Origin of the sequence: Rhizobium sp. BK212 (assembly GCF_014197475.1) — a bacterium.
GTDB lineage: Bacteria > Pseudomonadota > Alphaproteobacteria > Rhizobiales > Rhizobiaceae > Rhizobium > Rhizobium anhuiense.
Map to the genome: position 1 here is coordinate 868,505 of NZ_JACIFS010000003.1, position 24,445 is coordinate 892,949.

Genomic DNA, 24,445 nt, shown 5'->3' on the forward strand with positions numbered 1-24,445 from the left:
AGACCATCATGAGTGAGACCAATAGCCGTTTCGTCGTTTCGGCCGATTGGCTGCAGTCCGAGCTCGGGAAAGCCGATCTGCGCGTGCTGGACGCCTCCTTCTATCTGCCGGCGCAAAAACGCGATGCCGATGCCGAATATGCGGCCGGCCATATTCCCGGCGCCATCCGCTTTGACCAGGACAAGATCGCCGACCATTCGACATCGCTGCCGCATACGATCCCCTCACCCGACTATTTCGCTGCCGAAGTCGGCCGGCTCGGCATCAGCGAGAAGGATCGGATCGTCGTCTATGACGGCATCGGCCTGTTCGCCTCGCCACGTGTCTGGTGGCTGTTCCGGGTGATGGGGGCAAAGAATGTCTTCGTGCTCGACGGCGGCCTCGATGGCTGGAAGGCAGAAGGCCGTCCGCTGGAAACCGCAGCACCCAAGCATGCGCCGGCGACCTTCACGCCTGACTTCGACGAAAGCCGCGTGGTGACGCTCGATAGAATGCGCGACATCGTCTCCAGCGGTGCCATGCAGATCGCCGATGCCCGCAGCGCCGGCCGCTTCGCCGCCGCCGAGCCCGAGCCGCGTGCCGGCATGCGCTCCGGCCATATGCCGGGCGCCCGCAGCCTGCCTTCCGGCGTCTTTGCCAACCAGGGCCGGTTCAAATCGCTGCCCGAACTCAGGCAGACGATCGAGGATGCCGGCATCGATCTTTCGAAGCCCGTCGTCACCTCTTGCGGCTCGGGGATCACCGCAGCGATCATCACGCTGGCGCTGGAATCGCTCGGCCATAACGACAACAAGCTTTATGACGGCTCGTGGAGCGAATGGGGCAGCCGTGACGATACGCCCATCGTCACCGGTCCGCCGACACCTGATAAAGCCTGATCGCCATGGGGAAGACACCTGCTTCGCTGAAAGCTCACATCACCCGGCTCGAAATGACGTCGCCGCCGAAGGCAAGCATGCCGGTGCCCGTCAATATCCAGACGGCGATCATGCGCGCTCCCCAGATTCCGCTACCCTTCTATCGTTATCTCTACCGGCAGGTGGGCGCGCGCTGGCAATGGGTGGACCGGTTGCGCATGAGCGACGAGCAGCTTGCCGAGACATTGAACGACAAGCGCAACAATATCAGCGTTCTCTATGTGAACGGCGCACCCGCCGGATTCTACGAATATTTCTGCGAAGACGAGGATGTGATCGAGCTCAGCCATTTCGGCCTGATCGAACATGCGCTCGGTCTCGGCATCGGCAAATGGTTCCTGCTGCAGGCGCTCTATGCCATCTGGTCGCTCAATCCGAAGCGGGTCACCACCACCACCAACAATCTCGACCACCCGCGCGCGCTGCAGCTCTATCAGATGTACGGCTTCTCCCCCGTCTCCACCGGCACCGGAATCGTCCGGCCGCTGAGCGACAAGGAGCTTCTGGAGCTCGCGCGGAAAAGTTGACGGCCTCCTCCCGGACATAGGTAGAGATGACTAACGCTGTGTAAGGCTGTTCGGGCGGCGCGGATCGTTGCGGCGCTCGAAATCGAGCGTGCGGCCCGACTGTTCCTTCAGCTCCGCCACCTCCCGGCGCAGAGCCCTCAGCTCTTCCAGTATTTCGGCATTCTGTTGCGCCAGCAGCGCGAGATCGACGTCGGCCAAGGGTTTCTCCTTTTCGTCATGCAGTGTTGCGGCGGACCCGGAAAGGCTCTAGCCGTGCCGGTGGCCGGTGATCAGCCATGCGCGCGAATCGAACTGAATTCCATGGGATGTTTGGTGCGCTCGCAGCATGTCGAGTAGACGCGCCCGTATTTCGGACGCAGCAGTGGGATGATTGAGAGCCGTCTCGACATTTTCAAATGTCTGAATAGTCGCCAATGCAGTCTCAGGATCCGGACCGTAGAACACAGGCTCGCTGATTTCACGAAACTCGACGGCAGTGAACCCGGCCGTCTCGAGCAATCGAGACGTCACCGAGGGTTCGCTCAGTGAAAAGGCTTTACTGGCCGCAACCGGACCGGTTGAATCCGGGTCGAGCGCCTCATGTATAGCGGTCGCCCACTCATTGCGATCTCTGCCCTGCCAGACCATGAAAACGAAACGCCCGCCCGGCCGTACGGCGTTGGCGATGTTGGCGAAGGCGGCCGCCGGATCGGCAAAGAACATGACGCCAAATCGGCTGATGCAAAGGTCGAACTCCCCTTGTGCGAAAAAATGGTTCTGTGCATCCGCCACTTCGAACGTAACATTGGACAACCCCTCCTCGGCGCTGCGGCGACGGGCGACGTCCAGCATCGTCACAGACAGGTCGATTCCATGCGCTCGTCCTGTTTCAGCAATACGAGCGGCATCACGAGTGGTTTGTCCGGCCCCGCAACCGATATCGAGCACACAATCAGACTGCCCAACCGCGGCGGCGGCCCGAAAATGCGCGTTATGAAGAGCAAGCTCGGCATCATAGAAGTCCGCGAAATTCAATGCCGTTTCGTCAGCCATGATCTATCCCTAGAAACCGAAATTCGTGAGGAGTTGGCCGCCCGACCCGCGCAGCCTCTCAGACCCAGCATGGGCCGTACATATACCATCCCGATCGTGTATCACGGGATGAAGACGCCAGACATACCCGCCGCGACGACGAGAGACACGATTGACGCGACGATAGCATTATACCGCAGAGGCAAGCTGGCCCGCGATCGCCCAATGCCTGCGGCGCGCAAGAAACGGGTGGCTTGCACGCTCGTCCGGGTGCATTTCATGGCAATCACAAAGGAGATCTGCCATGACCGCCATTCGTTTTGTCGCCATGCCGACGACCGACGCCGAACACCTCTGGAACGACGGGCGCGACGCCTATGACAGGCTGCCCGAGACGATCGTTTCCGATGGTCCCGGCCATCCCTGCCGCCACTGCCTTCAGAATATCGATGCCGGCAAGGCGTTGCTGGTCTTCGCCTACCGGCCCTTCCCGAAGCTGCAGCCCTATGCCGAAACCGGCCCGGTCTTCCTGCACAAGCAACCTTGTGCACGTTATGCCGCCGAAGAGATCATGCCGCCGGTGCTGACGACGAGCCGCGACTTCATCGTCCGCGGCTACAGCGAGAACGACCGCATCGTCTACGGTACCGGCGCGGTGACTGAGATCGGCGATATTCCGGCCTATGGCGAAGAGCTGCTGGGACGATCTGATATCGCCTATGTGCATGTGCGCTCCGCGCGCAACAATTGCTTCCAGTGCCGGATCGACAAGGTAAAGGCGCCGGCCCTGGCGGAGGCTGGCGCCTGATCGGCGGCCGTCGAGGCGCAACAAGAAGTCGTCAATTCGCCGGCGCGCTCCTTCTGCTGTAATCGGCGGGCCGTTTCGGTTTCCCCTGACGAATGCTGCCAGGATCGCGCCCTCGAACGTTATTAAACGCCGCGTAAAGCAATGATCCGCGAACCTGCGGCAGCCTGCCGTTGGCCTGCGAGCGGCGCATATTCGGGCGATGCAAAGAGACGACGGATGGCATCCATATCGAGAAACTCGATGATCAGCATATTCGTCGCCTGCCAGCCTTCGAGTTCGAGGGGGGCGTCATCGAGAGCGATGAGACGGCCGCCGGCCTTTGCCACCAGAGGCAGGGCCTTCGAACGGTAATCGGCAATGGCTTCGGGGTCGTGGATATCGAGATCGACAACGAGATAGGCGGACATGATGATATCCTTTCAATCAATGTGAAGTTTGGGATGTGTATTTTGCGTGCGGCGGCGCGCCTTATGGCAAGTGCCGCCACTTAACCATGCGCTTCCGCAGATCGAGTGTGCCGCCATCCACGGTGAAGCTGCCGTCGCCACGATGATGCATGGTCCGCCGTTCCTTGCGGGTCTCGTCGATCCAGATCCTCTTCGCTTCGAGGATGAAGAGATTGTATCGATCGACGAGGCTCGGATCGGCAAGACGGCATTCGATATTGGCAAGGCAGTCCACCAGCAACGGCGCCGCGACATCCTTTGCTGGACGAGTCCCCAAGCTGAACCGCTCGAACTTGTCCACCGTGTCACCGGAGCAATTGCCGATGTCCACCACGGTTTCGGCAAGATCGGTGGCTGGAATCGCAATCACGCATTCGCCGGTCTTTTTCAAAGTCTGGTGGCTGAAGTCCCAGGGGCCGATGACGCAACCGATTAGCGGCGGTGTGTGCTGCACCATCATGTGAAAACCCATTGTCATCACATTGGGCCTTCCCTCAAGGCTCGTCGTTACAAGAACGATCGGGCCCGGTTCGAGCAGGCGATAGGCTTGGGAAGCGGAAATCTCTTTCATCGTGCGGTTCCTTCGCGAGTCTCTTCCCCGCACGTATGCAGGGAAGCTGAATGACCTTCTGGCGTGGTTACCAGCCCTGTTCGACCGGCAGAACGAAGAGTTCCGCGACATTCACATGTGCGGGGGCCTGCGCGGCAAAGACGATGGTGTCGCCGATGTCCTCGCCCTGCAGGAACGTCATTTGCTTGGCAAGGTCGTCCATCTGCTTGATATAGCCAGGTTCGGTGATGTGATCGTACAGCTCGGTCGCCACGGCACCCGGCTGGATGCAGGTCACGCGAATATTGTGCTTCTGGCCCACTTCCATCCGCAGGCCGTCGGAGAACGCGGCCACCGCGTGCTTGGTGGCGCAATAGACCGATAGGCCTTTGAAGACCTTGCGGCCAGCGATCGACGACATGTTGAAGATGTGGCCGGAATGTTGATTGATCATCTGCGGCAGAACGGCAGCCGTGGTATTCAGCAGGCCCTTCACATTGACGTCGACCATCCGGTGCCATTCGTCGACTTTGAACTGATCGACATCCGAAAGCGGCATCAGACCGGCGTTGTTGACGAGAATGTCGATCGAACCATAGGCACCCACCAGCTTTTTGACGCCGGCTTCGACGGAGGCTGGATCGACCACGTCCATTTCGATCACAAGGGCTTCACCGCCCCTAGAGGCGATCTCCTTTTGGAGGCCTTCGAGTTTGCCGGTGCGACGGGCGGCGATCCCAACCTTTGCGCCGGCCTCGGCGAGCTTCAACGCGGTAGCGGCGCCGATGCCGCTCGAGGCGCCGGTGACCAGCGCGATTTTTCCACTGATATTCGTCATGGTTTATCTCCTTGTTTGGCGCCCTTCCAACCGAAAGGACGGTCGTGTTCGACAAGGAAGAACATAAGGAAGCGGGCATGATCCCTCTCTCGGGACCTTGCGGGACCTGTCGGGATCTTGCTCAAAACCGCAAGGACCAAGCTGAATTCCTAAAGCATGCCACGCAAAACTGTGCAGCGACTTTGCGAGACATGCGCAAAAACAAAGACCTAAAAGCGCAAGGAGCGAATCTGAAAGATCTCGACGCGTTTTAACTGCGACGGTAGTCGCTGGGGGAGACGCCGGCCTCCCGGCGGAAAATCTGAGCAAAATGGCTGGGGCTCGAATACCCCACGGACATGCCGATCTCGATGATGCTGGTGCTGGTTTCCTGCAGAAGTTGCTGGGCTTTGGCTATGCGTTGGCGAATGAAATAATGGGATGGGGAAAGGCCGGTGGCCTTCTTGAAGAGGCGGCTGAAGTGAAAAGCGCTCATGCCGGCCGTTTGCGCCAGACGTGCGAGATCAAACGGCTCTTGAAGGTTGGCTTCCATGAATGCGATGGCCCGCCGTAGCTTGGCGCCCGGGAGGGCATTTGACGGCCGTGCCTCTGCGTCAAATGTTGCATATTGTCGAATAAGATGAACAGCGAGCGTCTGCGCCAATCCTTGCACGAAGAGCCGACTTCCCTGCCCTTCTGCCGTCAGTTCAGCATGGATCAGTTCCAGCATGGTGGAAAGATGCTGGTCGCGGCCGCCAGATACGTCGCGCAGGCGCATGGCGCTGGCAGCCTTGCCGAGAACCCCTTCCGCCACCCGGTCGAACAACGGAACGGAGAGATAGAGATGCATTACCTGGAAAGGTTCGTCTCCCTCGGCATGCCAGCGCATTTCGTATGGCGTGGGCGACCGCGTCAGAAAAAAGTCCCCAACTTTGACTGTATTGGTCTCCCACTCCCCGCCCAGATCGCGTTCCTCGACACATGCTTGGCCTGAGATCACCCAAACAACGAGAGGCTCGGCGACTGCCGGAACAAGAAAGGGGTGTTGGACCTTCAGGCGGGAAAACACCTGCACGAATATGTCGGTCCAGGCTGGGCCATCCCCGCTGACGAGTGTTCTGCCGGCAATATATGTTTCGAGTCCGGTCGGTGATGTTCGAAGCGGAACCGGCGATGTTTGCTCTCGACTCTCAACCGTCATTGCTGCTCCGTTTGGATGGCGACTGCACATCGGCATGATACGATGGCAACTGTTGGGGAGGGACACAACTCATCGCGCTGCCTGACGAGGAAAAACATAGCTCCAACGCCGCCGACGGTCGCGGTTCGATTACAGGTGCGCCGTCATATAAAGAAGGCGGCATCCCTTCGGATACCGCCGTGCCGATCGAAGAATAATGCTGTAAGCCATCACCTAGAGTGAGATAGCTTACGCTACGTTCAGTACGCTCTCCGGCGCGAAGGCTTCGTAACCCAGTGCGTCGGCGACCGGCTTGCTGGTGATGCGGCCCTTGTGGACGTTGAGACCATTCCTCAGATGCTTGTCTTCGGCGATGGCGCGCAGGCCGCGATCGGCAAGCGCCAGACCATGAACCAGCGTGGCATTGTTCAACGCATGCGCCGAGGTGACCGGCACGGCGCCCGGCATGTTGGCGACGCAATAATGCACGACGCCGTCAACCTCATAGGTCGGATCGGAATGGGTCGTCGCATGCGAGGTCTCGAAGCAGCCGCCCTGGTCGATGGCGACATCGACAATGACGGAGCCCTTCTTCATGCCGGAAAGCATTTCCCGGGTGACGAGCTTCGGAGCGGCAGCGCCGGGGATCAGCACCGCGCCGATAATCAGGTCGGCCGAAAAGACTTCCTCCTCCAGCGCCTGGATGCTGGAATAACGGGTGTGGATGCGGCCGGAGAAGATATCGTCGAGCTGGCGTAGGCGCGGCAGCGACCTGTCGAGGATGCTGACATCGGCGCCGAGACCGGCGGCCATCCGGGCCGCATGCAGGCCGACGACGCCGCCGCCGATCACCGCGACCTTGGCCGGCAGCACGCCGGGTACGCCGCCGAGCAGGACGCCGAGGCCGCCGTTGGCTTTCTGCAGCGCGGTCGCTCCTGCCTGGATCGACAGGCGTCCTGCCACTTCCGACATCGGCGCCAGCAGCGGCAGGCCGCCGCGCTCGTCGGTCACCGTCTCATAGGCAATCGCGGTCACCCCGGAGGCGATCAGACCCTTGGTCTGTTCGGGATCCGGCGCCAGATGCAGATAGGTGTAGAGAAGCTGACCGTCGCGGAGTTGCGCCCATTCGGAGGGCTGCGGCTCCTTCACCTTGACGATCATGTCGCACTTTTCGAAGATATCCTTGGCCGAGGCGGCGATCTTGGCGCCAGCCGCAGCATAGGCGGCATCATCGGCGCCGATGCCGGTGCCCGCCTTGGTCTCGACCCAGACTTCGTGCCCGTGGGCGACATATTCGCGCACCGAAGCCGGCGTCAGGCCGACGCGATATTCATGATTCTTGATTTCCTTCGGGCAACCGACACGCATTGGCGTTCCTCTCATGTCACTCCGCAGTCGCGGATCTCCTCAGACGATGAATCCAATCATCAAGGCCACGAAATGTCCTTGCAAAGACGATTTGCACAGATGCGTTTTTTCGGTGATTATTGTGCAATGCCCCTCCTTTTTCGAAGGTTCTTCGAATGGCCGATCTCGACACCATCGATCTTGCGATTCTGAAGGTGCTGCAGGCCGATGCCCGCATCACCAATGCCGAGCTTGCCGAAAGGATCGGACTGTCGCCTTCGGCCTGTTCACGCCGGCTCGATATCTTGGAAAGAAGCGGCGTCATCGACGGCTACCATGCCCGCCTTTCACACAAGGCGCTCGACTACAAGATGATCGCCATCGTGCATATCTCGCTCTCCGGCCAGTTCGCCAAGACGCTGGCCGAATTCGAAGCGGCGGTGAAGCTCTGCCCCAACGTGCTCGTTTGCTACCTGATGTCGGGCGAATACGATTATATCCTGCGCGTCGCCGCGCGCGATCTCGAGGATTATGAGCGCATCCACCGCGACTGGCTGTCTGCCCTGCCCCACGTCGTCAAGATCAATTCCAGTTTCGCGCTCAGAGAAATCATCGACAGGCCGAATGTCGGCCTTTGAGGCCTTGCATATTCATTGAAAGCCTGCCCAGACTTTCGGTGCGCGCGGGCGTTTCCCGCTCAACGGCATGTCATGACATCGAAGACCCACGGCTATATTTTCGCCCTGCTGGCAATCACCATCTTCTCCTTGCAGGACGCGATCTCGAAACATCTGGCATCGACCTATCCGCCGATCTTCGTGACGATGATCCGCTACTGGGCTTTCGCGCTCTTCACGATCATTCTCGCCTCGAAGATGCGCGGCGGTCTCAAGGCGACGGCCCGCACCAAGCGGCCTTTCCTGCAGGTGACGCGCGGCGTTCTGCTTGCGATTCAGGTGGTTCTCGCCATCACCTGTTTTGCCATGATCGGCCTTGCCCGTTCACAGGCGATCTTTTCCGCGACGCCGATCCTGATCGCGCTGCTGGCAATGCCGATCCTCGGCGAGCGGGTCGGGTGGCGGCGGTGGGCGGCGATCGGCGCCGGACTGTTCGGGGTGTTGCTGATCCTGAAGCCGGAAGGCGAACTTTTCGACCTCAAGCTGCTTCTGGCCGTCATTTCCTGCTTCAACTTCGCCTTCTATGTCATCGCCACCCGCCTGGTCAGCCGCGACGATTCGTCGATGACCAGCTTCTTCTATACCGGCGTCGTCGGCGGCGTCACGATGACGCTGGTCGGGCCATTCTACTGGAGCTGGATGTCGCCGGGCGACTGGGGCTGGATGGCGCTCGTCTGCATCACCAGCATCTCCAGCCATTATTTCCTCATTCGCGCCTACGATATTCTCGATGCTGCCGCCGTCCAGCCGCTGACCTATCTGTCACTTGTCTACGCCTCGATCATCGGCATGGTGATCTATGACGAAACGCTCAGCATCAACATGATCGTCGGCTCGGCGATCGTGGTCGCCGCCGGCATCTTCACGGTCTGGCGCGAACATGTGGTGGGACGCAGAGCCGCCGCGGCAAACTGACGGTTTCACTGCAATTTTAGCCAAGCCCCTAAAACCATTTCAATTTTCGGGCGCTATGCTCCCTCGCTGTAGAAGGGAGACAGTATGACTCGTAATTTGAAAATCACGGCCCGAAAGGCCGACCGGAAAAGCTGCCGCGTTTTCGGCAATGTCAAATATCTGAACAGCCAGGTGGATGCCCGCATTCTCAACCTGTCGGTAACCGGCGCCGCCCTGGAGATGAAAGGGCCGTTCCATGCCGCCTCCGGCAGCAAGGTGCGGATCGAGGCCGAAAACCTCGGGCTGCTCGAAGGCGTCATCCGCTGGAAGCACAACGGCCGCGTCGGCATCCAGTTCGACGTGAATTCGAATGCGCGGGCACAGGTCTCCTCCTATTTCCGCTTCTTCCATAAAGAAGTCCGGCCGGTATTGGCGACCCGCCCGTTGACCATATCAGGCGCCAATGGCGATCGGACGCCTCACTTGGCGGCATCGACACTGAAATCGTAAGGCTGCACCGCCTTTGCCCTGAAGGAGCGGCTAAGATCGTTCCAGTAGCTGCGGTGGACGTTGACGTCGAGGGTGACCGCCCCTTGCGTCTACGACAGCCTGACGCCCCCGAAGTCGATGGCGGCGCTCTTGGCGTTGACGGCGGAGCAGGATCGATCCTGCCGATGATCCGTCCCCGATGAAATTTCAGCCGGGCCACTGCACCATAAATTGTATTTCGGAGCCACGCTGCTTTCCCGGCGGATTGTTTTGACGTCCTGTCATTTTCGCAGTGTACTCCACGGCAAATCGTCCTAATTCTGACGGGCCGGACGATGCATGATCCTTGAAGGAGAGTTTCCATGTCTTCTATTTTCGATGTTGGCGTAATGAGCCGCCGTTCCCTGCTCGGCGGCCTCGCCGCCACTTCCGCCCTGGTGCTGCTGCACCCCTTCAGCGCGCGGGCCAACGCCAACCAGGCGCATCTGAGGCTGATGGAAACGACGGATATTCACGTCAACGTCTTCCCCTATGACTACTATGCCGACAAGCCGAACGACACGATGGGTCTTGCACGCACCGGCACGATCATCGACGGCATCCGCGCCGAGGCGGTCAACTCGCTGCTGATCGACAATGGCGACGTGCTGCAAGGCAATCCGATGGGCGACTACATGGCCTATCAGCACGGCATGAAGGAGGGCGACGTCCATCCGGTGATCAAGGCGATGAACACGCTCGGCTATACCGTGGGAACGCTCGGGAATCACGAGTTCAACTACGGCCTCGACTTCATGTTCAAGGTACTCTCGGGCGCGAACTTCCCCTTCGTCTGCGCCAACCTGACCAAGGGCCAGCTTGCCTCGGACCCGAAGCAGGACGACCTCTTCTTCAAGCCCTACGTCATCTTGGAAAAACAGATCAAGGATGGCGCCGGCAATGAGAGCCCGGTCAAGATCGGCTTCATCGGCTTCGTCCCGCCGCAGATCATGCTCTGGGACATCAAGAACCTCGAAGGCAAGGCGCAGACGCGCGATATCGTCGAGGCCGCCAAGGCCTGGGTTCCCGCCATGAAGGAGGCCGGCGCCGATATCGTCATCGCACTCTCCCATTCCGGCATCGACGGCAGCGCACCGTCCGAAAAGATGGAAAACGCCTCACTGCATCTGGCCGCCGTCGACGGGATCGACGCGATCTTCACCGGTCACCAGCATCTCGTCTTCCCCGGCCCGAAGAGCTGGGACGGCATCGCCAATGCCGATCCGGTCAAGGGCACCCTGCATGGCAAGCCCACCGTGATGGCCGGCTTCTGGGGCTCGCATCTCGGCCTGATCGACCTGCTGCTCGAAAAGGACGGCAATAGTTGGAAGATCGTCGATTTCACCGCGGAAGCCCGGCCGATCTATCATCGCGACGACAAGAAGAAGGTGGTGGCCGATTACGCAGACAAGAAGGAAGTGGTCGAGGCCGCCAAGGCCGAGCACGAGGCGACCCTTGCCTATGTCCGCACCCCGGTCGGCAAGACGTCCGCACCGCTCTACTCCTACTTCGCGCTGGTCGCCGACGACCCTTCGGTGCAGGTCGTTTCACAGGCGCAGACCTGGTACATCAGGCAGATGCTCGCCGATACCGCTTTCAAGGACCTGCCGGTGCTTTCGGCGGCGGCTCCCTTCAAGGCCGGCGGGCGTGGTGGCGCCGACTACTATACCGACGTTCCAGCCGGCAATATCGCCATCAAGAACGTCGCCGATCTCTATCTCTACCCGAACACGGTGCAGGCTGTCGCCATCACCGGCGCACAGGTGAAGAACTGGCTCGAAATGTCGGCCGGCATGTTCAATCACATCGAAGCGGGCTCGAAGGACGCGCCGCTGCTCAACAGCGACTTCCCGTCCTATAATTTCGACGTGATCGACGGGGTCACCTACCAGATCGACCTGTCGCAGCCGCCGAAATATGATTCATCCGGCAAGGCGATCAATCCGGACGCCAACCGCATCCAGAACCTCGCCTTCGATGGCAAGCCGATCGATCCGGCCCAAAAGTTCGTCGTCGTCTCGAACAATTACCGCGCCGGCGGCGGCGGCAATTTCCCGGAGATCACCGCAGACAAAGTGATCTTCCAGGCGCCGGATACCAACCGCGACGTCATCGTCCGCTATATCCATGACCAGGGCACCATCAATCCGTCGGCCGACGCAAACTGGACCTTCAAACCGCTTCCCGGTACGACCGCGACCTTCGAAAGCGGTCCGAAGGCGAAGCAGTTCCTCGGCGAGGTAAAGAGCGTCAAGATCGAGGATGCCGGCGAAGGCGCCGACGGTTTCTCCAAGTTCAGGCTGGTTCTCTAGAGCTCCGTGCGTCCTTTCGGACGCACAAAGGACGCTCTAACACTTTGAATCTACGCATCGAAGGATATGTAGGCGAAGGCGCGGCACCCGCGCCTTCATCATTCGGCCGCGAGCGGTGCCGCGGGTTCCTGGAGTTCGGCCATCTGCGCATGGAAATCGGCCTGGCTCGGGCAATGGGAAAGCCGCGTGCGGAAGGCGTCAATCATCCAGGTGGCGGCAGGTCCGGGCGGGTTGGCGAGCTGGCGCACCGAATATATCGGATATTCCCCCTGTTCATAGGCATCCAGATCGAGATGGACGAGCGTGCCGCTCACGAGATCGTCATGGATCAGGGAAGCCGGGAGGCCGCCCCAGCCAAGACCGGCTTTGATGAGCTGGTGCTTCGTTGCAATATCGCTGACACGCCAGGTCTTGTAGGACAGAACGTTGAAATCGCGGCCCTTCGTCCGGCCCGATGCATCGGTGACGACGAGCTGCACTTCCTCACGCACATCGCCCAGCGTCAGCGGCCGGCCAATCGCGGCCAGCGGGTGGTTGCGCGCGGCAACCGGCAACATGAAGGAATGACCGATCCGCTCCGTAACGATCGAATCGTCCTGCTTGACGACTGCGCCGCCAATGCCGATCGTCGCCTTGCCGCTGAGGACGAGATCCATGACCATTCCGAGCTCGCCGACGTTGAGGCTCAACGAAACGGAGGGAAACATCTCGCGGAATTCGCGCAGGACATCCACCATGGCCCGTGACGGCACCATGACGCTGATGGCGACGGACACCTCCGCTTCGAGCCCTTCCCTCAGGCTCTTGACCCGCGCCCGCATGACCTGCAGGTCGCCGAGAATGCGCCGCGCATCCTCCAGCATCGCCTTGCCCGCCTCCGTCAGCTTCGGCTGGCGCGCGCCGGAGCGCTCGAAAAGCGGCACTTCAAGCTGCGCCTCCAGATTGGCGATCGTATAGCTCACGACCGATTGCGCCCGGTTCAGCGCCCGCGAAGCGGCCGAGAAGCTGCCGGTCTCGGCAACGGTCAAAAACACCTGCAATTGGTCCAGAGTCGGGTTCGGAAGCATCTTCCATCCATTCCATCGATAGTTTCGATCGACATTATCACCGTTTTTTCGATAGCAGGCCAGACCTATTTTCCTCGTCGAGACTGCGGCTCACCTCCCAGCAACGGGCCGTCAAATTCAATTCGAAAGGAAATGCACCATGTCGTCCATCCTTCTTCTGACGTCCAGCCCGCGTGCCGAATCCCTCTCGACGCCGATCGCCGTCGATCTCGCCGAAAAGCTGAAGAGCCAGAACCCGGGCAGCCTCGTCGTCCGCCGCGATCTGGCCACCAACCCGCTGCCGCATATCGATGACCTCTTTACCGGCGCGATCCGCAAGCCGGCTGAAGCCCGTACCGCCGAAGAAATCGCGGCCATCAAAACCTCCGACGAACTGGTCAACGAGTTGTTTGCCGCCGACACGATCGTCATCAGCACCGGCCTGATCAACTTCAACATCTATTCATCGCTGAAGACCTGGATCGACAACGTCGCTCGCGCCGGCGTGACCTTCAAGTATACGGAAAGCGGCCCGGTCGGCCTCCTGACCGGTAAGAAGGTTTACGTGGTACTGGCTTCCGGTGGGGTCTACTCGCAGGGACCGGCTGCTCCCCTGAACCATGCCGTGCCGTACCTGAAGTCGGTTCTCGGCTTCCTCGGCATCACCGACATCGAGACCATCTATGTCGAAGGCCTGGCCTTCGGACCGGAAGCTGCCGAAAAGGCCATCGACGCCGCCAAGTCGCGCGTCCAGGAAATCGCGCTGGCCGCCTGATCGGCGCCTAAAACGCCCCATGGAACGGCCGGCATTGCCGGCCGTTTTTCATTTGTCGATACCGGCGACAAAATCCCGGACCGTCGCGAGGATTTCGGCCGAGAGTTCCTCATCGGACGAAATTCTGGCAAGGCCGACGCCGCCGGCCATCATCGCGAAGGCCATGATCGCCTTGCGCCGCCTTTCCCCATCGTCCGCTCCCGCAGCCTTGCCCGCCAATGACGCGAAGTTTCGCCGGAGCCCGTCCGTCGCGATCCCCCGCGCCTTCTCGCCGCTGCGGGATATGTCGGAGGTCAGCGCGGCAAAAGGGCAGCCCTCACCAGGATTGTCACGGTGATAGGCGCTGACATAACGATCGGCGACATCGGCGGCCGTCATCTCCGCCGGGTTGATGCCTTCGGCCTCCAGCTTGCGTCCCCATGAATCGAAAGCGGACTGGATCGCCTCGGCGACCAGATCGTCGCGGGAGGCGAAATGCTTGTAGAAGCCGCCGACGGTCAGTCCGGCTTCCTTCATCAGGTCGGCGACGCCGATACCGTCAAGCCCCTCCTCGCGCAGCCGCTTCGACGCGGTCTCGACAATCTTCTCGTGCGTCTTCTGTTTCTCCAGCTGCGAACGGCCCATCCGAAATCTCTCCAGTACTGCTTCTTGACTCATGTGGATTACTATCGTAATCCTAATAGATAACGATCATAATCTAGATCGTTACCAATTCCAAGAGGAGCATGAATCATGCGTCTAAGAAACAAGATCGCCCTGATCACCGGCGGAAACAGCGGCATCGGTCTTGCGACCGCCCGAGTCTTCATCGATGAGGGCGCCAGGGTCGTCATCACCGGCCGCAACCCGGAAACGCTCGCCGCTGCCGAAAAGGCGCTCGGGGCAGGCGTGCTGGCGCTGAAGGTCGATGTCACCGATGCCACCGCCACCGAAAAGGCCTTTGCGGAAGCTGCCGGAAAGGTCGGCAAATTCGACATCGTCTTTGCCAATGCCGGCATCGGCGGCGCGACGCCACTCGGCGAAACTTCGCCGGAGCAGTTCAACCAGATCATCAGCACCAATCTGACGGCGGTTTTCTTCACGGTGCAATCGGCCCTGCCGCATCTCAATGACGGCGCTTCGGTGATCCTCAACGGTTCGGTGCATGCCGTGCTCGGCGCTCCCGGCTGGTCGGCCTATGCAGCGACCAAGGCGGCGGTCCGCGCCATGACGCGCAATATGGCGTCCGAACTTGCGCCGCGCGGCATCCGCGTCAATCAGGTAACGCCAGGCGGCACGAAGACGCCGATCTGGTCGCCGATGGCCCAGACGGAAGATGCAATGTCAGCGCTCGAGGCCCGCATCGGCGGCATGAGCCCGCTCGGCCGCATGAGCGAAGCCGACGAAATCGCCAAGGCGGCGCTCTACCTGGCTTCGGATGATTCGGCCAACGTCGCCGGCATCGAGATCACCGTCGATGGCGGCATGACGAGCGCGCCCTCCGGCGCCAAGATCTTTCGCGCCGCCTGAACCTGCCGGGCTGGGCAAGTGACCTTGCCCGGCCCCGCCGTCAATCTCCTCCCCGACCCGGTCCGCCGTCCTCGAGAGCGCTATTTTCTCCTGAGGACGCTTGCTTCGTTTGCGCCTGACGCGCGCTGGGCAATACGAAACAGGACAATTGCAAAATTCAGGACGGCAAGCAGGAACACGACATACAGCATGGTCTGCACCCCGGAGGAAACGATCAGATTGCCGGCGATCAGCGGAAAGCCGAAGACGCCGATGATATAGGCCAGCGAGAATAACAGAAGTGATTGCGGCATAAGGCCGGCGGGAGCCTCATTGGCAGCCAGGCCGTTGATGACGGAATAGGTCAGCCCATAGCCCAGACCCAGCATCGCTGCGCCTCCGAGATAGGCAAGCTGACTTGATGTCAGCATCAGGAACAGCAGGATCGATGCCAGCGTCAGGCTGGTCAGGATCAAGAGCGAATAGAGCGGGTCCTTCTTGACCACATAGCCCGCCACGAACAGCCGGCTCAGAATCGCGGCGGACATGAAGCCGATGAAGAACAGAGAGTAGTCGAACCCGTGCGCCTTGGCGTAGCTGGTCTGAAAGCTGGACAGCCCGCCGAACATCGCACCGCCGATGCCGACCATGACGATGGAATAGATGGCCGGCGAAGCAATCACCTCCCGCGTCGCGCCAAACGAGATCTTGTTGACATGCGGCAAGATCTTGCCGGCCTTGGTCAGCCTGATGTGGAGCAAAAAGTAAAGCGCACCGCCGGCGAGACTGGAGAGGAAGGCAAATACGAAGGCTGTCTCGATCGGCATCGACCAGCCGGCGGCAATGCGGCCAATGATCGGTCCAGCGCCGATGCCCGACATCATCGATCCCGAAAGCAGGGCAAAAAACCTGATGCGGTGCACGGGCTCGACGATCGCGGCGACCAGAATGGGTCCGAGCGTATAAAACGCGCCCCAACCGATACCGAGGATGAAACCGACAATCATCAGGCTCAATCCCGCCGATGGGATGATGGCGAATCCCAGCGCCGATGCCGCAAGAAACAGTCCCGAAACAGCCACCGCCCGCGCCGAGCCGATGGCATCCGCGATGTGGCCGGAGAGGATCACCAGAATGACGGTGCTGACAGTGGCGGCCGAAATGATCAGACCGGCCAGTGCCTCGTTGCCGCCACGCTGACCCACCAGCACCGGGATCAGAAAGGTCACGCCATAAGCGATCGAAAGAAGAAACCCTCCGATACACAAAACGGCGAACTCGCCGCCATCGACTTTCTTCCGTGCCATTGAATCACTCATGTCTCCACGCCCTTCGCAGGAAAACTCATCCGGGATATTGCGGCAATGGAGATCACGTTTGGATTTTACGAACAAGCCGTTTTTATGTTTCCGGTAACACATTGAAAATACTACAATCTAATGACAAATGTTGCGATTTGAGCAACATCCTCAACATCGAGTTCAGTCAAGTGGGAAGAGTTTCAAAATTAAGGCCAGCCGGGCTAACCGAGTTTCACCACGCCTGAGCGGCCGACGACGCAGTTGCGGCCGCTCTTCTTGGCCGCGTAGAGCCTGCCGTCGGCAGCCGTCAGCACGGCGGTGAAATCGACGCCGTCCTCATCGGCAGTCGCAACGCCGATACTGACGGTGACCGGCCTGTCATCCGGCGTCTTGACGCTGGTCGCGATCGTCCAACGCAGGCGCTCGGCGAGCCGCAGCCCCTCCTCGTGGTCAGTGCCCGGGCAGACGGCAACGAATTCCTCGCCGCCGAAGCGGAAGACGCGATCGCTGGACCGCAGCGTCGTGCCCAATCGGGCGGCGATCGCCTTCAGCACTTCGTCGCCCTGGAGATGGCCGTAGCCGTCATTGACATCCTTGAAGTGATCGGCATCGAGAATGAGGACGGTGGCGAACAGGCCCTGCTTCAGCGCCTCGCGCAGCATCAGCGGCGCTTCCATCTCCATGCGCGTCCGATCGTAGACGCCGGTGAGCATATCGCGGCCGGTGCGCTCCAGAAGATCGTTGTAGCGCTCGCGGAATGTCAGGTCGCCGAACACGTCGCTGATCGAGCGTGCAGACACGGCCGCCCGACCGCGGCGAATGTAATACTCATAGATGGCGAACATCGCCGCATAGAGGCAGACGGCAAACATCTTTGCCTTCCAGCCGCCCCAGAAGGCGGCGATCGGCACTCCCAAGAAATAATGCAGCGCGGAAAAGAAGCCGATCTGGTCGAAAGTCAGCAGCACGAAGCCTGAAATCAGGAAGCGCAGGACGACGCGGCGGCGGAAGAAGTCGCCGAGTTTTTCGTACAGCAGGATGATGCCGAGGGAATCGACATAGAGCAGCGCCGTGCCCCAGACCATCAGCCAGCCCATCTCCTTGAGGAAATCGACGTCGGGGGTGTGGTCCGGCGACATCTGCAGGGGCTGGTGCAGCTGCAGCACCCCGGCGATGCCGACGGTGAGCAGGTTACCGAGGAACAGGCCATAGATCGGCTGGCGCACCGTCGCGGCATCCTCCTGCAGATAAAGCATCAGGATCATCATCAGCTTGCCGGAGAAGAAGACGGATGAACCCGGCGACACGTCCCCGAACGGCAGCGAGACGTAGAAGACCGCCGCCAGATAGGTCTCCATGAAATGCATGACGCCGAGCGCCGTCAGGAAAACCCCGAGACCGAGCCGATGACGGAAATGCAGAAGCGTCACCATCAGCGCGAAATAGGCGATGGCTTCGACGACGAAGAGAAGGAGGTTGAGTGTCTCCATCACGATAGCTCGGCTCCGGACATCCGCCCTCGGTCTCCTGCCGGCGCGACGATCGCGACAGCGAATCCTTTGGTCGATCGTCGGAAAAAGTCAAACACGAGGGCGTCCTGCAAATCCTGCAGGATACCTTTCACCCCAATCCTTTAAGATTGCGTGAGTGAGATCGCGTTCGCTGGCCGGGGGGCCGGGGTCACCCGATTGATAAACAAGAATAATTGCGGGCCGGCATCGCGTGCTGATCCGGCGGATCCCGATTTCAGACCTGGCGAATCTTTTCGCCGTCACCAAAGAGTGACGAACCATGCTGATCGATGATCTGATGCGCCTTGCGCACCGTGCATTCGATCGCGTCGTCGGAGGAAGAAAACAGATCGGCGCGAATGAAATTGCGCACCAGCACCTCGTCGCCGACCTTCTTTTCAATGCGGCCGGCAAGGCGATACTGGCTGCCTTCCCTGCGCGGCTCGGCATAGATCGTGCAATCGCCGTAAAGCTGGGGCTCGCCGGAAGGGCCTGCCGCTTCCGTGGCCGGTTTGCCGCCGCCGGAGAACATCGAAAAGATATTTGAAATGAACGAAGCCATGCTCCGCCTTTAGCACGACGGCATCGCTGTCGCCAAGTCAAATGATCAGGTTGGCTAGGATCTCGTTTTCGGTGATATCCTCGTAACCCATGCCGGCAGCTTCGAAATTTCCGATCAGCCGGGCGAAATTCTCAGGCGCCTTGGTTTCGATGCCGATCAGGATCGAGCCGAAGTTGCGTGCCGATTTCTTCAGATATTCGAACCGGGCGATATCGTCGTCGGGACCGAGCAGATTGAGGAAATCCCTGAGCGCGCCGGGGCGCTGGGCGAGCCGCAGGATGAAGTATTTCTTCAGCCCCGCGTAACGCATGGCTCTTTCCTTTACGTCAGGCAGACGCTCGAAATCGAAATTGCCGCCGGAGACGACGGCAACGATGGTCTTGCCGCGGATCGTTTGGCCGTCCATCGCGGCGATCGCCGTCAGCGACAGGGCGCCGGCCGGTTCCAGCACGACGCCTTCGACATTCAGCATCTCCTGAATCGTCACGCAGATGGCGTTCTCCGGCATCAGATGCACCTGGCTCGCCGGGAAATCGCTAAGGGCGGCGAAATTCAGGTCGCCGATACGGGCGACGGCGGCGCCATCGACGAAATTGTCGACCTTGGCCAGCGTCGTCACCTTGCCCGCCTCGATGCTGCGCCTGAGGCTCGGTGCGCCGGCGGGTTCAGTGAAGACGAAGGCCGATTTCGGCACGGTGCCGTCGAGATAACCGGTGATGCCGGCGGCAAGCCCGCCGCCGCCGACCGGCAGGACGACCATGTCGGGCACCGTTCCTTCCGGCAGCTGCTGCATGATTTCCGCGGCGACCGTCGCCTGGCCCTCGATGATGTCCTCATGGTCGAAGGGCGGCACCATGACGCCGCCGACCGCCTCGACATGTTCGCGGGCGGCCTGGTAGCACTGGTCGAAGAAGTCGCCGAACAGCCGGATGGTGATGAATTCGGCGCCGAACATGCGGGTCTTGTCGATCTTCTGCTGCGGTGTCGTCACCGGCATGAAGACGACGCCCGGCACGCCGAAATGGCGGCAGACGAAGGCAAAGCCCTGGGCATGATTGCCGGCCGAGGCGCAGACGAAAGTCTTGCCGGCCGCACCCTGCCCGATCGCCTTGCGGAAGAAATTGAAGGCGCCGCGGATCTTGTAGGAGCGCACCGGCGACAGGTCCTCGCGCTTCAGCCAGATGTCGGCCCCGTAGCGGGCCGACAGATGGTCGTTCAGCTGCAGTGGCGTTGCCGGAAACAGGCTGCGCATTGCCTCTTCGGCGCTTTCGACATCAAGTCTCGTCACGGGCGTGATCCATTCTCATGATTGCAGCGCCGCTATGGCACAGGCCGGCCGGCAAAAGAAAGCCCGCTTCGACCATTTGCAGTTCGCTCCTGGGAAGCTTTTCTTAAGCCAATCGCAAAATCAGCGGCACATGAACTGATTTTAACTGTCAATGAAAAGGCCAGCCACTAATATGAAGCCATGATCACATTCAAACTCGCAAAACCGCTCGCCTGGCTGCTGCTCGCCTTCATCCTCGTCGTCACGGTTTCACCGATCGGGCTGAGGCCGGATACAGTGACGACGGTCAATACCGATCGCGCAAGCGCCTATGTTCTCCTCGGCCTTGCCTTTGCGCTCGCCTATCCGAAACAGTGGAAATTGGTGGCGGTGCTGCTGATCGCCGGTGCGGTTGGCATCGAATATTTGCAGTACTTCTCGCCGACGCGGCATCCGCGCCTGCATGACGCGGGTATCAAGGCCATGGGTGCCGCCGTCGGGCTGCTCGCCGGCTGGGTGATCAACAGGCGGCGCGACACGAAAGCGCCCAACGCGCTTCCCCTAGCGGAACGCTGATTGTCCCAGCTTAGAAAGCGCGCAACTGCACTGCCCAAAAGAACAGTGGTATTGCAGCCATCGCAGTTCCCAGAACAAGTGCGACACTGGTCTTGAAGATTCGGATGCGCCGAACCCTCGCCCCACTCCAATCGTAAACCATCGTCTTACTCCCACAAGACAACACTTACTCAACCGCCGCGGCGCAATCCTTGCACCGAAAATGTCATTGTCAAGCAACAACGCGCTTTTACGCACAAAATACAGGCATATTCAAACAGGATTGTGAAGATGGTGCGGGCGACGGGGGTCGAACCCGTACAGCCAAGGCCGAGGGATTTTAAGTCCCTTGCGTCTACCAGTTTCGCCACGCCCGCTTGCTGCGTTTTCAATATCTTGCGTCATTGGCGATGGGAAGAGCCGCGAGGCGTAAATTCTGCTCGTTTTGTCGGCTGCGCCAACGAAAACGAATAAGGCGCGGCGAGCCTCACGCCCGCCGCACCCTTCATCATGTCAATATCAACGATCAGGCGAGCTTGGCGGCCAGCTTGGCAACATGGGCGCCCTGGTATTTCGCGCCTTCCAGCTCGATCTCGGAGGGCTGGCGCGAGCCGTCTCCGTTGGTGATGGTGGACGCGCCGTAGGGGGAGCCGCCCTTGACTTCCTCGGTGCCCATCTGGCCCTGGAAGGCATAAGGAAGGCCGGCAACGACCATGCCCTGGTGCAGGAAGGTCGGGATGAAGCCGAGGATGGTCGATTCCTGGCCGCCATGCTGGGTGGCCGAAGAGGTGAAGACCGAACCGATCTTGCCGACGAGCTTGCCGGCGAACCAGAGGCCGCCCGTCTGATCCCAGAAATTGCGCATCTGCGAGGCGACCGTGCCGAAGCGAGTGCCGGCGCCGACGATGATCGCGTCATAATCCGCCAGTTCGTCGACGGTGGCGATCGGAGCTGCCTGATCGACCTTGTAATAGGAAGCCTTGGCGACGTCTTCCGGAACCAGTTCCGGAACGCGCTTGACGGTGACCTCGGCACCGGCCGACTTCGCGCCTTCGGCGACGGCATAGGCCATGGTTTCGATATGGCCGTAAGCCGAATAATAAAGGACGAGAACCTTCGCCATCTTCTATCTTTCTTAAAACATCGGGTTGAATTTCGTGACCGGAGGATGTCTATCAGCCCGCCTGCTTGAACAAAGCCCCGGCCTGAAGAACTCAGTGTTCAACTGATGTAGACGAAAATTCACTTGCCTTTTCATTTCAGCAAAATGGACGCAGATGCTGCCGTCCGATAACCGCTTGCACTTGCGGCATAATGCTCCGGCTGTTTGCAAAGAGATCGAACGGCGCTACCTATTCACCAGCTTCACATTACGGAACATCCCATGAGCCAAGACATCGTCGTCACCGCCGCCATGCTCGCCATCGGCGACGAACTTCTTTCCGGCCGCACCAAGGACAAAAATATTGGCCATCTCGCCGATCTGCTCACGCTTTCCGGCATCGACCTCAAGGAGGTGCGCATCGTCGCCGACGACGAGGAGGCGATCGTCGAGGCGCTGAACGCGCTTCGCGGCAAATATGATTACGTCTTCACTTCGGGCGGCATCGGGCCGACGCATGACGACATCACCGCCGACGCCATCTCCAAGGCTTTCGGCCTGCCCTGCGAATACGACGAAACGGCAATGACGCTGCTGGCCGAAATGTATCGGCGCCGCGAGATGGAATTCACCGAAGCCCGCCAGCGCATGGCGCGCATGCCGCGCGGGGCCGTGCATATCGCCAATCCCGTCTCGACGGCGCCTGGCTTCATCATCGGCAATGTCCATGTCATGGCCGGCGTCCCGCAGGTCTTCCAGGCAATGGTCGACAATGTGCTGCCGACGCTTCGGACCGGCACGCCGGTGCTGTCGCTCGCCATCGCCTGCCCTTACGGCGAAGGTGAAATCGGCACGCCCTTGACCGCTATCCAGAAAGCGCATCCGGAAACCAGCATCGGCTCCTACCCGCGCTATATCGGCCAGAAATTCTCGACCGAGATCGTCGTGCGCGGCCGCTCGCAGGCACTGATCGATGCGGCCGGCGCCGAGGTGCAGGCGATGATCGAAGCCATCCGCCGGAGGAAGGACATCACAGAAAACCATTCTGCCGAGGCTTGAAGGAAACGCCGGAACGGGGGTCATCCTTGATCCCTGTCAAGGAACAGCAGAAGGGGCCGGTGCATTCCTTCCCTCGCGCACGCCATTTCAGCGCAAGGAGAATTGATATGTCTTACAAAACCATTCTCGCCATACTCGATACATCCGATAATAGTGCTGCAGTTGCCGATTTCGCCTTTGCCATCGCCGCTGAAAGCGGCGCCCATGTGATCGGCCTGCATGCTGAAATCATTTCCGCCGTGCCGCTGGTGGCGCCGATGGAAATCCCGGATCCCGTCGCCGTGCAGGCGCTGCAGGACATGGCGCATAGCGAAACGCTCGCGGTTGAGCGCATCTTCCGGGCAAAAGCGGCTGCGACAGGCGCCTCCTACGAGTGGCGCAGCTTTGCGACCTCAACCGGCTACGGCTCAGCGCCGCTGATCGAAAGTGCACGTAGCGCCGACCTTCTGATCGCCTCGCAGGCCGATCCGGCCAAACCTTCCGACAGCCAAGTCGACGTCGACAGCTTCCTTTTCGAAACCGGCCGGCCGGTGCTGATGATCCCCTATATCATCCGCCAGCCGAAGCCGATCAAACGCGTGCTGATCGCCTGGAACGGCTCGAAGGAGGTGGCGCGCGCGACCTTCGACGCGTTGCCGATCCTCAAAGCCGCCGAGGAGGTGGAGATCTTTTCGGTCGATCCGGCCGACACGGCGCTGCAATCGCCGCTCACAGCCGGTGCCGAGATTGCCGCCACACTCGCCCGTCATGGCGTGAAGACGACGCTTTCGACGGCCCAAAGTGTGGACAAGAACGCGTCGCATGTCATCGAGAACCGGCTTTCGGACAGCAGCATCGATCTTCTCGTCATGGGCGCCTATACGCATTCCTGGCTCTGGCAGATGATCTTCGGCGGCACGACGAAGAGCTTGCTGCAATCGATGACGGCGCTGACCCTGTTGTCGCGATGATCCTCTTGCCGCAATCATTGCTGCTCTTGCGTTTTGCCGGCAAATCCCGCTAATTGCAGCGACCGATGAGAGCTTCGAGCCTCGGCCACAACTCGCGCAGTGCAGCTCGCGATCTCGCGCAGCTGCAGCTCGCGATTTCGCGCAGTTTCGGCTACGCGATTTCTCGTTTTGCCGATCGCCGTTCCAAGCCCATCCGGTCGCCGGCAAACGGCGTATCGTTTTTCATGCCGCGGAGCAGCCCGAATGTCCCTTCCCGATAAAGCCTTTCCCGTTTCCTGGGATCAGTTCCACCGCGATGCACGCGCCCTTGCCTGGCGGCTAGCCGGCCTCAATCAGGCGTTCAAGGCGATCGTCTGCATCACCCGCGGCGGCCTCGTTCCGGCGGCGATCATCTCACGCGAGCTGAACATCCGGCTGATCGAGACCGTCTGCGTCGCCTCCTATCATGATTATGTCAACCAGGGCGACATGGTGCTGCTCAAGGGGATCGCGCCCGAACTTCAGGAAAATGGCGGCGAAGGCGTGCTCGTCGTCGACGACCTGACGGATACCGGCAAGACCGCCGCCCAGGTGCGCGCCATGCTGCCGAGGGCGCATTTTGCTTGCGTCTATGCCAAGCCGAAGGGCGTGCCGACGGTCGACACCTTCGTCACCGAGGTGAGCCAGGACACCTGGATCTACTTCCCCTGGGACATGGGCTTCACCTATCAGGAGCCGATCGCCAAAGGCGCAGGCTGATCGCCACCGATCACAGCGCGCGGCCTTCGTATTTACCACTTGAAATTGTTCCAGTTTTTGTCTGCGGGGTTTCCTGA

28 protein-coding genes and 1 tRNA gene are annotated in these 24,445 nt (G+C 60.4%); 14 read left to right on the plus strand and 15 right to left on the minus strand.

What is annotated here, in order from left to right; all coding sequences use genetic code 11:
- Positions 1-8 precede the first annotated feature (8 nt).
- Positions 9-878 carry a 3-mercaptopyruvate sulfurtransferase gene (sseA, locus tag FHT79_RS14290; RefSeq protein ID WP_183903505.1) on the plus strand — a complete coding sequence of 290 codons (870 nt, stop codon included), beginning with the start codon at positions 9-11 and terminating at the stop codon, positions 876-878.
- Between the two features lie 5 nt (positions 879-883).
- The gene (locus FHT79_RS14295; protein ID WP_029867988.1) at positions 884-1,444 is read left to right on the plus strand and encodes a GNAT family N-acetyltransferase; all 561 of its coding nucleotides are present in this window, start codon (positions 884-886) and stop codon (positions 1,442-1,444) included.
- A gap of 30 nt (positions 1,445-1,474) precedes the next feature.
- Here FHT79_RS14295 and FHT79_RS14300 read toward each other — a convergent pair whose 3' ends face one another.
- Together FHT79_RS14300 and FHT79_RS14305 are read right to left on the minus strand one after the other, a co-directional pair.
- On the minus strand, positions 1,475-1,642 hold the full coding sequence (locus tag FHT79_RS14300) for a hypothetical protein (RefSeq protein WP_164735956.1): 168 nt from the start codon (positions 1,640-1,642) through the stop codon (positions 1,475-1,477).
- 48 nt (positions 1,643-1,690) lie between these two features.
- Positions 1,691-2,479, minus strand: coding sequence for a class I SAM-dependent methyltransferase (locus FHT79_RS14305; protein WP_183903556.1), 789 nt, complete (start codon positions 2,477-2,479; stop codon positions 1,691-1,693).
- A 280-nt stretch (positions 2,480-2,759) separates the two neighbouring features.
- Here FHT79_RS14305 and FHT79_RS14310 point away from each other — a divergent pair, with 280 nt between their 5' ends.
- On the plus strand, positions 2,760-3,263 hold the full coding sequence (locus FHT79_RS14310; protein ID WP_183903506.1) for a DUF1203 domain-containing protein: 504 nt from the start codon (positions 2,760-2,762) through the stop codon (positions 3,261-3,263).
- 122 nt (positions 3,264-3,385) lie between these two features.
- Here the strand turns inward: FHT79_RS14310 and FHT79_RS14315 are convergent, their stop codons facing one another.
- From FHT79_RS14315 to FHT79_RS14325, 3 genes are all read right to left on the minus strand, one after another.
- Entirely contained in the window at positions 3,386-3,670 is a 285-nt protein-coding gene (locus FHT79_RS14315; RefSeq protein WP_183903507.1) for a DUF1330 domain-containing protein, read from the minus strand.
- A gap of 61 nt (positions 3,671-3,731) precedes the next feature.
- Positions 3,732-4,280, minus strand: a complete 549-nt coding sequence (locus FHT79_RS14320) for a flavin reductase family protein (RefSeq protein WP_183903508.1) — start codon at positions 4,278-4,280, stop codon at positions 3,732-3,734.
- A gap of 67 nt (positions 4,281-4,347) precedes the next feature.
- Complete coding sequence (locus FHT79_RS14325; protein ID WP_183903509.1) at positions 4,348-5,097, minus strand: SDR family oxidoreductase; 750 nt, start codon at positions 5,095-5,097, stop codon at positions 4,348-4,350.
- A gap of 44 nt (positions 5,098-5,141) precedes the next feature.
- Here FHT79_RS14325 and FHT79_RS14330 point away from each other — a divergent pair, with 44 nt between their 5' ends.
- Positions 5,142-5,351 carry a hypothetical protein gene (locus FHT79_RS14330; protein WP_143541482.1) on the plus strand — a complete coding sequence of 70 codons (210 nt, stop codon included), beginning with the start codon at positions 5,142-5,144 and terminating at the stop codon, positions 5,349-5,351.
- Here FHT79_RS14330 and FHT79_RS14335 read toward each other — a convergent pair.
- Positions 5,348-6,277 carry a helix-turn-helix domain-containing protein gene (locus FHT79_RS14335; RefSeq protein ID WP_097594647.1) on the minus strand — a complete coding sequence of 310 codons (930 nt, stop codon included), beginning with the start codon at positions 6,275-6,277 and terminating at the stop codon, positions 5,348-5,350. The genes FHT79_RS14330 and FHT79_RS14335 overlap by 4 nt on opposite strands.
- Positions 6,278-6,505: 228 nt before the next feature.
- Positions 6,506-7,624 carry an alanine dehydrogenase gene (gene ald / locus FHT79_RS14340; protein ID WP_183903510.1) on the minus strand — a complete coding sequence of 373 codons (1,119 nt, stop codon included), beginning with the start codon at positions 7,622-7,624 and terminating at the stop codon, positions 6,506-6,508.
- A gap of 155 nt (positions 7,625-7,779) precedes the next feature.
- Here ald and FHT79_RS14345 point away from each other — a divergent pair, with 155 nt between their 5' ends.
- The 4 genes from FHT79_RS14345 (at position 7,780) to FHT79_RS14360 (ending at position 12,014) form a co-directional block, all read left to right on the plus strand.
- Entirely contained in the window at positions 7,780-8,241 is a 462-nt protein-coding gene (locus FHT79_RS14345; protein ID WP_028757384.1) for an Lrp/AsnC family transcriptional regulator, read from the plus strand.
- 72 nt (positions 8,242-8,313) lie between these two features.
- Complete coding sequence (locus tag FHT79_RS14350) at positions 8,314-9,195, plus strand: DMT family transporter (protein WP_028757385.1); 882 nt, start codon at positions 8,314-8,316, stop codon at positions 9,193-9,195.
- An 84-nt stretch (positions 9,196-9,279) separates the two neighbouring features.
- Positions 9,280-9,684: a PilZ domain-containing protein gene (locus FHT79_RS14355; protein ID WP_029867982.1), complete on the plus strand. Its 405-nt coding sequence runs from the start codon at positions 9,280-9,282 to the stop codon at positions 9,682-9,684.
- Positions 9,685-10,025: 341 nt separating this feature from the next.
- The gene (locus tag FHT79_RS14360; protein WP_183903511.1) at positions 10,026-12,014 is read left to right on the plus strand and encodes a bifunctional 2',3'-cyclic-nucleotide 2'-phosphodiesterase/3'-nucleotidase; all 1,989 of its coding nucleotides are present in this window, start codon (positions 10,026-10,028) and stop codon (positions 12,012-12,014) included.
- A gap of 98 nt (positions 12,015-12,112) precedes the next feature.
- On the opposite strand, the gene FHT79_RS14365 is transcribed toward FHT79_RS14360, so the two are convergent.
- Positions 12,113-13,081 (minus strand): LysR family transcriptional regulator, encoded by a 969-nt coding sequence (locus FHT79_RS14365; protein WP_063475412.1) that lies wholly within the window; start codon positions 13,079-13,081, stop codon positions 12,113-12,115.
- Between the two features lie 139 nt (positions 13,082-13,220).
- Between FHT79_RS14365 and FHT79_RS14370 the strand changes: the two genes are divergently transcribed.
- On the plus strand, positions 13,221-13,835 hold the full coding sequence (locus FHT79_RS14370; RefSeq protein ID WP_063475411.1) for an FMN-dependent NADH-azoreductase: 615 nt from the start codon (positions 13,221-13,223) through the stop codon (positions 13,833-13,835).
- Positions 13,836-13,883: 48 nt separating this feature from the next.
- Here the strand turns inward: FHT79_RS14370 and FHT79_RS14375 are convergent, their stop codons facing one another.
- Positions 13,884-14,459: a TetR/AcrR family transcriptional regulator gene (locus FHT79_RS14375; protein ID WP_063475410.1), complete on the minus strand. Its 576-nt coding sequence runs from the start codon at positions 14,457-14,459 to the stop codon at positions 13,884-13,886.
- A 108-nt stretch (positions 14,460-14,567) separates the two neighbouring features.
- Between FHT79_RS14375 and FHT79_RS14380 the strand changes: the two genes are divergently transcribed.
- Positions 14,568-15,344, plus strand: a complete 777-nt coding sequence (locus tag FHT79_RS14380) for an SDR family oxidoreductase (RefSeq protein ID WP_183903512.1) — start codon at positions 14,568-14,570, stop codon at positions 15,342-15,344.
- 80 nt (positions 15,345-15,424) lie between these two features.
- Here FHT79_RS14380 and FHT79_RS14385 read toward each other — a convergent pair whose 3' ends face one another.
- The 4 genes from FHT79_RS14385 to ilvA all read right to left on the minus strand — a co-directional run bounded on the left by FHT79_RS14385 (position 15,425) and on the right by ilvA (position 19,985).
- The gene (locus tag FHT79_RS14385) at positions 15,425-16,642 is read right to left on the minus strand and encodes an MFS transporter (RefSeq protein ID WP_183903513.1); all 1,218 of its coding nucleotides are present in this window, start codon (positions 16,640-16,642) and stop codon (positions 15,425-15,427) included.
- A gap of 203 nt (positions 16,643-16,845) precedes the next feature.
- Positions 16,846-18,117 carry a GGDEF domain-containing protein gene (locus FHT79_RS14390; protein ID WP_183903514.1) on the minus strand — a complete coding sequence of 424 codons (1,272 nt, stop codon included), beginning with the start codon at positions 18,115-18,117 and terminating at the stop codon, positions 16,846-16,848.
- Positions 18,118-18,370: 253 nt separating this feature from the next.
- Complete coding sequence (locus FHT79_RS14395) at positions 18,371-18,697, minus strand: HlyU family transcriptional regulator (protein WP_029867973.1); 327 nt, start codon at positions 18,695-18,697, stop codon at positions 18,371-18,373.
- A gap of 37 nt (positions 18,698-18,734) precedes the next feature.
- Positions 18,735-19,985, minus strand: a complete 1,251-nt coding sequence (gene ilvA / locus FHT79_RS14400; protein WP_097594656.1) for a threonine ammonia-lyase — start codon at positions 19,983-19,985, stop codon at positions 18,735-18,737.
- A 180-nt stretch (positions 19,986-20,165) separates the two neighbouring features.
- On the opposite strand from ilvA, the gene FHT79_RS14405 reads away from it, so the two are divergent.
- Entirely contained in the window at positions 20,166-20,540 is a 375-nt protein-coding gene (locus FHT79_RS14405) for a VanZ family protein (protein ID WP_097594657.1), read from the plus strand.
- A gap of 271 nt (positions 20,541-20,811) precedes the next feature.
- Here FHT79_RS14405 and FHT79_RS14410 read toward each other — a convergent pair.
- Positions 20,812-20,896: transfer RNA gene (locus FHT79_RS14410), tRNA-Leu, on the minus strand.
- A 149-nt stretch (positions 20,897-21,045) separates the two neighbouring features.
- Positions 21,046-21,642 carry an NAD(P)H:quinone oxidoreductase type IV gene (wrbA, locus tag FHT79_RS14415; protein ID WP_097594658.1) on the minus strand — a complete coding sequence of 199 codons (597 nt, stop codon included), beginning with the start codon at positions 21,640-21,642 and terminating at the stop codon, positions 21,046-21,048.
- A gap of 261 nt (positions 21,643-21,903) precedes the next feature.
- Between wrbA and FHT79_RS14420 the strand changes: the two genes are divergently transcribed.
- The 3 genes from FHT79_RS14420 to gpt all read left to right on the plus strand — a co-directional run bounded on the left by FHT79_RS14420 (position 21,904) and on the right by gpt (position 24,368).
- On the plus strand, positions 21,904-22,680 hold the full coding sequence (locus FHT79_RS14420) for a competence/damage-inducible protein A (RefSeq protein ID WP_183903515.1): 777 nt from the start codon (positions 21,904-21,906) through the stop codon (positions 22,678-22,680).
- A 107-nt stretch (positions 22,681-22,787) separates the two neighbouring features.
- Entirely contained in the window at positions 22,788-23,630 is an 843-nt protein-coding gene (locus tag FHT79_RS14425; RefSeq protein WP_029867968.1) for a universal stress protein, read from the plus strand.
- 243 nt (positions 23,631-23,873) lie between these two features.
- The gene (gene gpt, locus FHT79_RS14430) at positions 23,874-24,368 is read left to right on the plus strand and encodes a xanthine phosphoribosyltransferase (protein WP_029867966.1); all 495 of its coding nucleotides are present in this window, start codon (positions 23,874-23,876) and stop codon (positions 24,366-24,368) included.
- Positions 24,369-24,445: the final 77 nt, after the last annotated feature.